Source organism: Paenarthrobacter ureafaciens, assembly GCF_004028095.1.
GTDB classification, from domain to species: domain Bacteria; phylum Actinomycetota; class Actinomycetes; order Actinomycetales; family Micrococcaceae; genus Arthrobacter; species Arthrobacter ureafaciens.
Window position 1 is genome coordinate 1069983 of the sequence record NZ_SBHM01000007.1, and the last position, 12261, is coordinate 1082243.

General features: G+C 64.8%; 12 protein-coding genes. 1 reads left to right on the forward strand and 11 read right to left on the reverse strand.

Annotation, left to right across the window (positions count from 1 at the left end):
* Positions 1–13 precede the first annotated feature (13 nt).
* The 11 genes from AUR_RS09230 to AUR_RS09280 all read right to left on the reverse strand — a co-directional run bounded on the left by AUR_RS09230 (position 14) and on the right by AUR_RS09280 (position 10729).
* A complete protein-coding gene (locus AUR_RS09230; RefSeq protein WP_062098576.1) occupies positions 14–682 on the reverse strand; it encodes a 3-oxoacid CoA-transferase subunit B in 669 nt (222 codons plus the stop codon).
* Between the two features lie 2 nt (positions 683–684).
* Entirely contained in the window at positions 685–1404 is a 720-nt protein-coding gene (locus AUR_RS09235) for a 3-oxoacid CoA-transferase subunit A (RefSeq protein ID WP_062098578.1), read from the reverse strand.
* A gap of 4 nt (positions 1405–1408) precedes the next feature.
* Complete coding sequence (locus AUR_RS09240; RefSeq protein ID WP_062098580.1) at positions 1409–2623, reverse strand: thiolase family protein; 1215 nt, start codon at positions 2621–2623, stop codon at positions 1409–1411.
* Between the two features lie 80 nt (positions 2624–2703).
* Positions 2704–3180 (reverse strand): 4-carboxymuconolactone decarboxylase, encoded by a 477-nt coding sequence (gene pcaC / locus AUR_RS09245; protein WP_021474648.1) that lies wholly within the window; start codon positions 3178–3180, stop codon positions 2704–2706.
* Positions 3177–3980, reverse strand: a complete 804-nt coding sequence (locus tag AUR_RS09250; RefSeq protein ID WP_062098582.1) for an alpha/beta fold hydrolase — start codon at positions 3978–3980, stop codon at positions 3177–3179. The genes pcaC and AUR_RS09250 overlap by 4 nt, the downstream gene beginning before the upstream one ends.
* Entirely contained in the window at positions 3973–5391 is a 1419-nt protein-coding gene (locus AUR_RS09255) for a class-II fumarase/aspartase family protein (RefSeq protein ID WP_062098583.1), read from the reverse strand. Before AUR_RS09255 ends, AUR_RS09250 begins: the two co-directional genes overlap by 8 nt.
* Entirely contained in the window at positions 5388–6002 is a 615-nt protein-coding gene (pcaG, locus tag AUR_RS09260) for a protocatechuate 3,4-dioxygenase subunit alpha (RefSeq protein WP_062098585.1), read from the reverse strand. The genes AUR_RS09255 and pcaG overlap by 4 nt, the downstream gene beginning before the upstream one ends.
* A gap of 4 nt (positions 6003–6006) precedes the next feature.
* Entirely contained in the window at positions 6007–6876 is an 870-nt protein-coding gene (pcaH, locus tag AUR_RS09265) for a protocatechuate 3,4-dioxygenase subunit beta (RefSeq protein WP_062098587.1), read from the reverse strand.
* Between the two features lie 54 nt (positions 6877–6930).
* Positions 6931–8811, reverse strand: a complete 1881-nt coding sequence (locus tag AUR_RS09270; protein WP_128397126.1) for a bifunctional sugar phosphate isomerase/epimerase/4-hydroxyphenylpyruvate dioxygenase family protein — start codon at positions 8809–8811, stop codon at positions 6931–6933.
* Positions 8811–9707, reverse strand: a complete 897-nt coding sequence (locus AUR_RS09275) for a shikimate dehydrogenase (RefSeq protein ID WP_062098591.1) — start codon at positions 9705–9707, stop codon at positions 8811–8813. Before AUR_RS09275 ends, AUR_RS09270 begins: the two co-directional genes overlap by 1 nt.
* A 251-nt stretch (positions 9708–9958) precedes the next feature.
* Entirely contained in the window at positions 9959–10729 is a 771-nt protein-coding gene (locus tag AUR_RS09280; protein ID WP_062098593.1) for an IclR family transcriptional regulator, read from the reverse strand.
* A gap of 202 nt (positions 10730–10931) precedes the next feature.
* On the opposite strand from AUR_RS09280, the gene AUR_RS09285 reads away from it, so the two are divergent.
* Complete coding sequence (locus AUR_RS09285; protein ID WP_021474489.1) at positions 10932–12254, forward strand: MFS transporter; 1323 nt, start codon at positions 10932–10934, stop codon at positions 12252–12254.
* The last annotated feature ends 7 nt before the right edge of the window (positions 12255–12261 follow it).

A 12261-nucleotide genomic window follows, 5' to 3' on the forward strand; every position in this document is an offset into this window, starting at 1 on the left:
CTGAAGCCGGGGCCTACTCCGCCTTCTTAAGAGGCAGGGGTACCAGTTCCTGGATTTCTTCGAAGGTGCAGCCGAAGGTTTCGCGGACAGTGACGCCGTCGGGTCCGGTGAGGAACACTGCCTTGTCGGTGTACACGCGGGTGACGCAGCCGACGCCCGTGAGGGGGTAGGTGCATTGCTCCACCAGCTTTGAGGCACCGTCGCGGGTCAGGAGCGTCATCATCACGAACACGTCCTTGGCGCCGGTGGCGAGGTCCATGGCACCTCCAACGGCGGGGATCGCGTCGGGCGCGCCGGTGTGCCAGTTGGCGAGGTCACCGGTGGCGGAGACCTGGAACGCACCGAGGACACAGATGTCCAGATGCCCGCCACGCATGATCGCGAACGAATCGGCGTGGTGGAAGTACGAGGCTCCGGGCAGTTCCGTGACGGGGATCTTGCCGGCGTTGATCAAGTCACCATCGATCTGATCGCCAACCGCCTCCGGGCCCATGCCGAGCATCCCGTTCTCCGTGTGGAGGGTGATGTTCTGGTCCTCGGTGAGGTAGTTGGAGACGAGCGTGGGCTGGCCGATGCCCAGGTTCACGAACGAGCCCGGGGTGATGTCGCGGGCCACCAACTGGGCGAGTTCGTCACGGCCCAGCGGTTTCTCCGAGGTTTGGATGCTTGTTTGCGTGCCCATGCTCAGGCCACCTTTCCGTTCGATGCAGCAGCTTCAGACGCTGCAGCCTTTGACGCTACATCTGAGTCAACGCGGACCACGCTGTTGACGTAGATCCCCGGGGTCACCACGTTTTCCGGATCCAACGCACCCGTAGGCACAATCTCGGAGACCTGAACGATGGTGTGCTTGGCCGCGGCTGCCATGATCGGGCCGAAGTTCCGGGCCGTCTTGCGGTACACGAGGTTGCCCTTGCCGTCAGCCTTCAACGCCTTGATCAGCGCCACATCGGCGTGGATCGGCGTCTCGAAGACCTGCCATTTGCCGTCCAGGAACCTGGTTTCCTTGCCCTCGGCCAGCATGGTGCCGAACCCGGTAGGTGTGAAGAACCCGCCGATCCCGGCCCCGGCGGCGCGGATACGTTCGGCCAGGTTGCCCTGCGGCACCAGCTCCAGCTCGATCTCACCGGCGTGGTACTTCGCGTCGAAGTGCCACGAATCGGACTGCCGCGGGAAGGAACAAATCATCTTCCGCACCCGGCCTTCCTTGATCAGCAACGCCAAGCCCTGGTCGCCCTGGCCGGCGTTGTTGTTCACCACGGTCAGGTCCTTCGCGCCGCAGTCCATCAGCGCATCGATCAGTTCGAACGGCTGCCCGGCGTTGCCGAACCCGCCGATCATCACCGTGGAACCGTCCTTGATCCCGGCCACGGCCTCGCCAACAGTGTCAATGAAATTCAACATCGTCTTAACCCTTTACAGAACCAGTTACGTTTTCCAGCACCACGGCCAGGCCTTGGCCAACGCCGATGCAGATCGCCGCGACGCCCCACCGCTGCCCGGAGGCCTGCAGCGACCGCGCCAAAGTACCCAGGATGCGGGTACCGGAAGCACCCAGCGGGTGGCCCATCGCGATCGCGCCGCCGTGGCGGTTCACGATCGAGGGGTCGATCCCCCACGCGTCGACGCACGCCAGCGACTGCGCGGCGAACGCTTCATTAAGTTCGACGGCGCCAACTTGGTCCCAGCCAATGCCCGCCTTCGCGAGGGCCTTGTTCGCGGCCTCTACCGGGGCGTACCCGAAGAACTGGGGATCGTTGCCGTGCGCGCCACGGCCGGCGATGCGGGCCAACGGCTCCAACCCCAGAATCCCAGCAGCAGCCTCCGACCCGATCCACGCAGCCGAAGCACCATCAGACAAAGGCGAGGCGTTCCCGGCGGTGACCGTGCCGCCGTCGGGCCCTGAACCTTCGGGACGGAACACCGTCTTCAACCCGGCCAGCTTTTCCGCCGAAGAACCTGCACGGATACCCTCGTCCCGGACCAGGTCCGTGCCCGGAACCGCGGTGACCAGGTTGTCGTAGAAGCCCTCGTTCCACGCAGCGTCGGCCAGGTTGTGCGAGTCAGCCGCGAACTGATCCTGCCGTTCGCGCGTGATCCCGTACTTCTCCCGCAGTCGTTCGGTGGCCTCGCCCAGGGAGATGGTCCAGTCCTTGTTCATCGCGGGGTTCACCAAACGCCAACCCAACGTGGTGGACGCCAAGGTCATGTCCCCGGCCGGGTAGGGCTTGGACGTCTTCGGCAAAACCCACGGCGCACGGGACATCGACTCCGCACCGCCCACGAGGACAACGTCGGCGTCCCCGGCGTTGATCTGCCGCGATGCGATGATCGCCGCATCCAACGACGATCCACAAAGCCGGTTCACCGTAGTACCCGGAATCGAGACCGGCAGCCCCGCCAGCAGCGTAGCCATGCGGGCAACGTTGCGGTTTTCCTCACCCGCGCCGTTCGCGTTGCCGAACACCACCTCATCGATCCGCTCCGGATCCAGCCCGGGAGCACGCCTGACCGATTCCCGGACCACGTGCGCAGCCAAATCATCAGGACGGACGGCAGCAAGTCCGGAGCCGAACTTGCCAAACGGCGTGCGCACGGCGTCGTACACAAAAGCCTGGTTCATAAGATTTCCTTCATTTCGTGGTACCCAACTGGGTCGCATTTGTGCGCGTTTTGAGGGGTCTAAACGCGCACTAATGCGACCTAGTTGGGTGAGTTCGGGGAGTTGGGGGCGGGGGCGGCGTCAATGTCCGCGAAGACCTTCTGGGCCGTCTTGAACGCCGAGTTGGCCGACGGGACGCTGCAATAAATGGCGGTCTGGAGCAGGATTTCCTTGATCTCGTCCCTGCTCAGGCCGTTGTTAAGGGCTGCCCGGATGTGCATGGCCAGTTCCTCCCAGTGACCGTGCGCCACCAACGCCGTGAGGGTGACGGCGGAACGCATCTGCCGGCTCAGTCCCGGCCGCGTCCAAATTCCACCCCAGGCGATCCTGGTGATCATGTCCTGGTAGTCCTCGGTAAAGGAGTCGATGCCGGCGTTTGCCCGGTCCACGTGCGCGTCACCCAGCACTTCGCGCCTGACTACCATGCCGGCGTCGTAGATTTCCTGGCCTGTTGCGCCGGGCTGCACGGCACCGTAGCGGGAAGCGTCGCCGCTCCGTTCAGGGTTTACAACATTCACAGTCCGTTCTCCTTCATGAAGTTCCGCATCAAACCGGCCACAACGTCGGGTGCCTCGGCAGGCGCCAGGTGTGCGACGCCGTCGAGCGCTTCCGCCACCGCAAACGTGCCACCTGCCTTGATCCCGGCCACCACTTCCTCCGCGAACGACGGCGGCGCCACGGAATCCTCGAAGCCGGCAATCGCCTGCGTGGGGACAGTGATGCTGCCGAGCTGCTCCCGGACGTCAAAGGCGGCAAGGGCTTCGCAGCAGAACGCGTAGCCGAACCGGTCGGCGTCGCGGAGGGCGTGCAGGAGGCGGCTGCTGACATCCGGGCGTCGATCCATGAAACCAGCGGCGAACCAGCGCTCGGCCGAACCCTGGATCATCACCGGCGTGCCCAGGGACCGCACGGTTTCCGCGCGTTCCAGCCAGCCCTCCGGCGTGCCCAGCTTGGCGCCGGTGCACTGCACCGAGAGGCTCCGCAGGCGGTCGCCGTGCTTGATGCCCAGCTGCAGGCCTGTGGCCCCGCCCAGCGAGACGCCCGCGTAGTGGAACCGGACGCCCGGAGAAACAGAGTCAACAAGATCGACGACGGCGTCAGCCAGTTCCGCAACGTCGAAACCTTCGGTGGCGGTCGGCGACATGCCGTGGCCGGGGAGGTCCCAGCCGATGACGTCGTACTCGTCGCCGAGCAGCGCGGCGGCCTCGGTCCACAGCACGGTGGAGGTACCCAGCGACGGGCCCACCACCAGGAGCGGCTTGGATCCCGGTTCGCGCTGCGGGGTGAGCAGCACGGCCTTGACGATTGGCTTAGCCACGGGTGGTTCCCTTCGTTGAAGCAATGAATTCCGGGTAGGCAGCAATGATGCGACGGCTGATCTCCACTGCCTCACCGAGGTAGCTCGCGGGATCCAGCAAGGCATCCAGGTCTGCGTCGGGCAGCGTTGCAGGCGGGACCGCCTCGCGCAGGAGCTTGCGGTACGTATCTGCCTGCTGCGAAGCCGGCGCCAGGAGCGTTTGATCGACGACGGTCTGCAGCTTCTGCTTTCCGTCCTCGCCGAGCAGAGGCGCGACGGCGGCAGACACACCTTCGCTGAGGAGCAGCGGGCCTGAGGTCTCCAGGTTCCTGCGCATGGCCTCGGGGAACACCCGCAGGCCTTCCGTCAGCTCCCGAAGGTGTCCGGCAGCACCCAGCGCCAGCGCGAGCAAACGACGCAAGGCCGGCCATTCCGCATGCCAGGCGCCGTCGGGCCGCTCGTCATTGAAGGTTGCTGCAGCCAGGTGAAGTTGTGAAGCCAGTGCCGGAGCCTGCAATGCTGCGCTGCGGATCAGGACGGAGAGGACGGGGTTCTGTTTTTGCGGCATGGCCGAGGAAACGCCACGGCCGGCGGCCAAGGGCTCACCGAACTCCCCTACCTCAGGGCGGCTCAGGAACACTACGTCGGCAGCGATCTTGCCGAAGGCATCCAGCAGGGAAGCCAGGGAGTCCCCGAGGGAGGTCACAGCCAAACGGTTGGTGTGCCAGGGTGCGGTGGCCGGGGCCAGGCCGAGCTTTGCGGCGAGGGAATCGGCAAGCCTGAACGGCGTCTCCGAAGAGCCTGCCGTCAGTTTGGTGCCCGAAGCCAGTGTTCCGCCGGCGCCGCCGAACTGCACCGGCAACTCCAGGGAAGCCAGTCGAGATCCGGCAGCGGCCACCCCTTGGAACCACTGCGCAGCCTTGAGCCCGAACGTGTACGGGAGCGCATGCTGCGTCAGGCTCCTGCCCACGCACAGCGTGTCCGCATGCTGGCCCGCCAAGGTGGCGAGCGCCGTCGTCGTGCCGTTGACCTCAACCAGCAGCGCCGAAACGGTGCGGCTGGCCAGCAGCATGAGTGCGGTGTCGAGCACGTCCTGGCTGGTCAGCGAGGTGTGCACCGCCTTGGCTGCGCCGATGCCGTCAGCGTCCAGGCTGCGCACGCGTGCACGGAGTTCGCCGAGCAGCGGGATCACCGGGTTGCCGCCGCCTTGGGCACGTTCTGCGATGGCGGCGATGTCGTAGTGACCTGGATCGGCGGCCTCGGCCACCACAGCTGCCGACCCTTCCGGGGCCAGCCCGGACTCCTCAAGAACGGCTGCCCAGGCAGCTTCGACGTCGAGGATCGCCGCGATCACGGCGCGGTCGCCCGTCAGTGCCGTCACCGCAGGCGAGGCCGTGACGGGGCTGAGGAGGCCGAAGTCGCCGTCGGTCATGAGGTTGCCAAATCCCCGGAAGCCAAATCCCCCGAAGCCAATTCCAGCGATCCGTCCTGCTGGAAGTCCAGGAACACGGTCTCGCCCTCGCCCTGCAAGCGGATGTCCCAGGTGAGTCCGCCGTCGGGGTCACGGCGGGCGATGAGGGTCTTGCGGCGCTCGGGATCCAGGGAGCTCAGCAGCGGATCGTTGGCCAGGGCTTCCTCGTTGTCGGGAAGGTAGACGCGGGTGAAGAGGCGGTTCATGAGGCCGCGGGCGAACACTGCCACGGAGATGAACGGTGCCGCTCCCGGCTTCAGCGGCCCGGGGTTGACGGTAGTAAAGGTGTAGACGCCGGAGTTGCCTACCGCACCGCGGCCCCAGCCGGTGAACGTGTAGCCGTCGCGGACCAGGGAGCCCGTGCGCTGGACGATGTTGCCCGCGGAGTCCGGCTGCCAGATTTCGAGGATGGCGTCCGGGATGGTGTTGCCCGCGCCGTCGTACACGGTGCCTTGGAGCCGGATGCTGCCGGGGCTGCCCGGCGCAAGGAGCTCGTTGTCTTTGTTGAAGGGCAGGGCGTAGCCGTAGAAGGGTCCCACCGTCTGGCCCGGTGTGGGTGTCAGCTTGCTCATGTGCTTACTCCTCGTCGCCGGCGTCGCCGTATGCTTCGTTTTCGGTCCAGGTCCGCTTGGAACCGGTCAGGATGATGTCCCACTTGTAGCCGAGTGCCCATTCGGGGCTGGTCAACTCGTGGTCGTAGGTGGCCACCAGGCGGTCCCGGGCGTCCTGGTCCACGATCGACTGGTAGATGGGGTCCAACGGGAAGAGCTGGTCGCCCGGGAAGTACATCTGGGTGACGATGCGCTGCGTGAACTCGGAGCCGAACATGGAGAAGTGGATGTGGGCCGGGCGCCATGCGTTGAGGTGGTTTTTCCACGGGTACGCGCCGGGCTTGATGGTGGTGAAGGAGTAGGAGCCGTCGGCACCGGTGATGCAACGTCCGACGCCGGTGAAGTTGGGGTCGAGCGGGGCGGGGTGCTGGTCACGCTTGTGGATGTAGCGGCCGGCGGCGTTGGCCTGCCAGATTTCCACGAGCTGGCCCGCAACCGGGCGGCCGTCACCGTCCAGGACGCGGCCGGAGACGATGATGCGTTCGCCTTGGGGTTCGCCGTTGTGCTGGATGGTCAGGTCCGACTCCAGCGCGTGCACGTCCTGGTGACCGAAAGCGGGCGAGTAGAGCTCGATCGTTTCCGGGTCGGCATGGTGCAGGCTCTTGGTGGGGTGGCGCAGGATGCTGCTGCGGTACGGCGCATAGTCCAGGCGCGGCATGGTCTCAGGAGCCTTGCCGTTCTTCAGGGCTTGGGCGTACTTGTCGCCGATCGCCTTGATCTCGGCACTGAGGTCCGCCTGCGTCTCCACCTTTCCGGCGTCGTGGGCGGCGTGCGGCTCGGCCGGCGGCACGAGTTCCTCTGATTCAAGAGCTTGCGCGGTGTTGTCTTGCGGCACAACCGGCTCCTTTCTGTGGCTTCGTTGTCAACTTCGTTGTCAGGGTGCAGGCAGCTATGCCCGGTGGAGTGAGTCGTATTGGACGGCGTGGCGGACTGGCGCGTTCGGGGCTCCGTAACCGTCGTAGTTGCCCCGGCGCTCCACCATTTCGAAGAACACGCTGCCCACGGTGGCGGTGTAGAAGTGGAGGAATTCACCGTTGGCGTCCCGGTCATACAGGAGGTTGAGCTCCTTGAGGGTGGCCAGGAAACCCGGTTCAAGATCGAACCGCGCGTCCAAGTCCTCGTAGTAGTTGGCCGGAATCTGCAGGAACTCAAGGCCGCGTTCCTGTGCTGACCGGGCTGTTGCCACAAGGTCATCCACGGCGAAGGCGATGTGTTCCTGGTAAGTCTTTGGCGCTGACGCCTGCTGCACGGGCGCCAGGTTCAGCACCAGCCGGACCGCGCCGTTGCTGGCCTGCATTACCTGCGAGCGCACCAAGCCGCTGGGGCTGGGTACCTCGGCGAACGGCTGCGGTTCCAGGGCGAGGGCGCTGGTGTAGAAGAGGACGGCTTCGTCGAAGTGTTGCCAGGGCTGTGCGAGGTTTACGTGGTCAATGACTGCTGTTTGGGCTGCCCGCGGGTGCTCCAGCCCTTCGCCGAATTCCTGCGTCCACGCCGCTGTGCCGTCTGGGCTGCCTTGGCAGAGGAAGATCTCGGTGGAGTCCGGGGCGGAGATGCCTTGGAATACTTCTTCGTCTGCCTGGACCTTGCGGGACACCACTGGCGCCTTGAGTTGCTGGGCGCGGGCGGAGGCAATCACTGGGGAGTCGACGTCGAACCCCAAAGCGGCGATAGCCGGTTCCGTGTGCAAGGCCGCTTGTTCGTTGATGATCACGCGGGCCTGGCCCATGGTCCAGAGTTGGACGTCCTTGGTGCGGTGCCGGCCCTCGAACTCGAAGCCAAGCTGGCCCAGGAGTTTTTCCAGCTGCGCGGTGTCGTCGGCCTTGACCTCGGCGAAGTTGAACCCGGCGGGCTCGTTCACCTTGGGCAGGGTGGCCAGTTCCATGGGATAACGACGGCGGCCGGCGGCTTTTTGTTCGGATGTCCCGGCGGCGGCGGTTTCTGCGGAGGTGCCCGCCAGCCACTTGGCGCTCTGTTCCTCCAGCCAGATGAGTGAGCGCATGGCATCCACGGCCGTGCGCTCCACGTCCGACTGGCGGAACACGTCATTGAACACCTCCAGGGACACCGGTCCCGTGTAGCCTGCCCGGACCACGTGGCCCATGAACTTGGCGAGTTCGAACTGGCCCTCCCCGGGGAAAACCCGGTAGTGGCGGCTCCAGGACAGCACGTCCATGGAGAGCTTGGGGGCGTCGGCCACCTGGACAAAGAAAATCTTGTCCGCGTTGATGTCCTCGATGGGCGCGGTGTCCCAATCGCGGGAAAGGATGTGGAACGAGTCCAGGCACGTGCCCAGGTTGGGGTGGTCCACTGCCTCCACCAGGCGGTAGGCGTGCTCGTAGTCGTTGACGTGCTTGCCCCATGCCAGGGCCTCGTAGGCCACCTTGACGCCGTGGTCCCCCGCCAGTGCGGCAAGCTGCGCGAGCTGTTCTGCCCGCAGTTGGTCATCGTCGATCGTGGCCGTCGCCACGTTGGAGCAGACCAGGATGGTGTCCATGCCCAGGCGCGCCATGAGCTTGAACTTGGCCTCGGCCCGCTTGAGGTTGGCTTTCAGCAGGTCCGGAGTGACGCCGTCGAAATCGCGGAACGGCTGGTAGAGGTCCAGGCCCAAGCCGAGGTCGGCGGCCATCTTGCGGATATCTTCAGGACTGAGCGGCGACGTGACCAGGTCCTGCTCAAAGATCTCGATGCCGTCGAAGCCCGCAATGGCGCAGGCCTGCATCTTCTCTTTCAGGGTGCCGGACAGGCAGACGGTGGCGATCCCGGTGCGCATCAGTGGGCCGCCTTCACGAGTGCCGATTCTTCGGTGGCGATGAGCTCAAGGAAGTGTTCACGCATGCGGTCGCGGTCGGCGTCTTTGCCGGTGAAGAGCTTGAAAGCGTCCGCCGCCTGGCCGACTGCCATCCGGCCGCCGTCGAGCACGTCGCAACCCTTGGCGCGCGCTTCGCGGACCAGTTGCGTTTCGATAGGGCGATAGACGATGTCCGCCACCCAGTGGCGGGGTTCCAGCAGCCCGATGTCGAGCGGCAGTCCGGGATGGGCTGCCATGCCGATCGGGGTGCAGTGGACCAGGCCGTCGGCGAGGGGCATGAGGTTTTGCAGGGCGGCCGGCGTGTGCGCGGTGACATTCGCGACCGGGAAAAGTCCGCTGAGCTCAGTGGCACGCTCGGCCGCGCGGTTGGCGTCCATGTCCACAAGGTCCAGATGCTTGACGCCGGCTTTGAGGAGTGCATAGGCGACGGCGGACCCGGCACCTCCCGCGCCCAACTGGACGACGCGGTCCAGCTTCGCTGCCGGCAGTCCGTCGGTGAGCGCCGAACCGAAGCCGGAGAAGTCCGTGTTGTGGCCGATGAAGCGGCCGTCCCGGATCAGGACGGTGTTGACGGCACCCAGGCGATCGGCGTCGTCGGACACTTCATCAAGGTGCTGCAGCACCAGCTGCTTGCACGGGTGCGTGATATTAAGGCCGTTGAAGCCCATGCGGCCGGCGGCTGTGAGGAGATCCCCGACGGCGGTTGCCGGCAACGCGAGATCCAGAAGGTCGATGGGGCGGTACAGCAAGCGAAGGCCCTGCACATCGGCCTCGCGTTCATGCATGGGCGGAGTCAGCGACGGCATGACGCCTTCGCCTATCAGGCCCACCAAAACGGATTCGGCTCGGTTGCTCATCCTCAAGCTCCTTTTACTTCGGCACCGCGGACTTTGGATTTTCTGAGTCCACGGAGCCGGGTGATATCGAGATTACTACAAATGTTCATATTCCGCACGTATGTTCTTATAGCGAACATTTCCAGCGTGCGCACCCAACCAAGTCGCAGTTAAGCGCGTTTAGAGGGGTCAAAACGCGCACTAATGCGACCTAGTTGGGTGGGGGTAGGTGGGTGGGGTCGGTGGGGTTGGCATGGGCGGGGTGGGGTGGGTTAGCGCTGGGGCAGGCGGGCCGCCAGCTCGGCTGCGGCCTCCTGCAAGGTAGGGACGTGTGAAACCAGCTCCTCCATGGTCATTCGGAAGACCGGCACAGCGACGGCCACGGAAGCGAATGCGTTGCCCTGGGCGTTGAGGACGGGGACTGCGACTGCGCGCATGCCGATCTCGTTCTCTTCATCCATGACCGCGTAGCCCTGGCGCCGGACCTGCTCGATCTCCTCGCGGAATTTGTCGCGGTCCGTGATGGAGTGTTCCGTCAGCGGATCCAAGGGAAGTTCTTCCAGGAGCCGCTTCCGCTCGACCTCCTCCTCGAAGGCGACGATCGCCTTGCCCACGGAGGTGGTGTGCAGCGCGCCGAGATGCCCGGGGTCACTGGTTACGCGGAAAGTCTTGGGCCCGTCCACCTTATTGACCGTCAAGTGGTGGTCTCCATCGCGAACCGAGAGGATAGTGGCCTCATGGGTGCGTTCGGTGACCCGCTGCAGGACCGGGAGCGCCGTGGCCGCGAAGCCATGGTGGTTGGAAACGCGCTGCCCCAGCTGGAACACGCGCAGTCCAAGATGGTAGCGACGCCCGTCCGGCTCATAGTCCACAAAGCCGTCGCGGGTGAGCGAACCCAGCAGCCGATACGTGGTGCTGAACGGCAACTCGGCCGCCCTGGCCAGATCTGCGGCGCTCGCCCCCTTCGGCTCGTCACCCAGCAGAACAAGCAGGCTCAGCGCCTTGCCCACCATGTCCGTTTTTGTGCCCTCTTTCACATTCATGGTTCGATGCTCTCATATGGTGAGAGCTATTTCTAGATAGTGGTGACATCTCTTGACAAGTGACCGCTCTCACAGCCAGTATTGCTGTATTGCACAAGTAGCTCTCACCATGTGGTTACTTTTGGGACGATCCGGCCGCACCTAGCCCTCGATCTCCCGCAGAAGCTTGATCCGCGACATCGTCGTCACAGAAGGAACTCCCATGAGCCAAACAATGCCGTCAGCGACGCCCGGCACTGAAACCACCACCGGCACTCCCAAGAAAGCGGCCCTCGCCAGCTTCCTTGGCAGCGCGGTGGAGTACTACGACTTCTTTATCTTCGGTTCGGCAGCGGCGCTGATCTTCCCGCATGTGTTCTTCCCGGACGCCGACGCCAACGCAGCCATCATGTCTTTCGCCACCTTCGGCTTCGCTTACGTTGCCCGCCCGGTGGGAGCGATCATCCTGGGCCACTTCGGGGACAGGATCGGCCGTCAGAAAGTCCTCATGTTCACCCTGGTGCTTATGGGTGCCGCAACCTTCGTGATCGGATGCCTTCCTGACTTCAAGACCATCGGCTGGTGGGCCCCGGTCCTGCTGGTGCTGGCACGGCTGGCCCAAGGCCTTTCGGCCGCAGGCGAGCAAGCCGGCGCTTCGTCGATGACCCTTGAGCACGCTCCGGACAACCGGCGTTCCTTCTTCACCTCCTGGACCCTCACGGGCACCCAGGGCGGTCAGATCCTTGCCGCCCTCGTCTTCATCCCCGTGGTGGCCCTCCCGGACGAGATCAAGTACGGCATCGGCTGGCGCATCCCGTTCTGGCTCAGCGCGGTTGTTGTGATCGTGGCCTACTTCATCCGCCGCACCCTGCACGAGCCCCCGGCCTTCGCAGAAGCCAAGAAGCACAACCAGATCGCCAAGCTTCCCGTGGCCGACCTCCTGAAGCTGCACTGGCGCGACGTCCTGCGCGTTGTGTGCTGCGCGTTCATCGCTGCGGTGAGCACCGTGTTCGGCACCCTGGCCATCAAGTACGCACAGGATGTGGCCCACGTGAGCAGCACCATCACGCTGTGGCTCGTGGTGGTGGCCAACGTGGTTGCCCTGGGTACGCAGCCGCTCTTCGGCACCCTGGCTGACAAGATTGGCCGGAAGCCCGTCTTCATCTACGGCGCTATTGCCAGTGCCATCATGACTCCCGTGTTCCTGCTGACGCTCGAATCCGGAAACGTCCCCCTGATGTTCCTGGTGTCAGTCGTCTTCTTCTCATTCGGTTACGCCGCAGCGAACGCCGTCTGGCCTTCCTTCTACGGTGAAATGTTCAGCACCAAGGTTCGGTTCTCCGGTTTGGCCATCGGCACGCAGCTCGGCTTCCTCATGGCCGGTTTCGCTCCGGCAATTGTCACGGCCATGGGTGGCACCAAGCCCGGCGGCTGGGTACAGATCTCCATCTTCAGCGGAATCATCTGTGCCATTGCCGCAGTCTCCGCCCTGACTGCCCGCGAATCAGCGAAGGTACCAACCGCGGAACTGGGCCTGCGCAAGTAGACCGCCC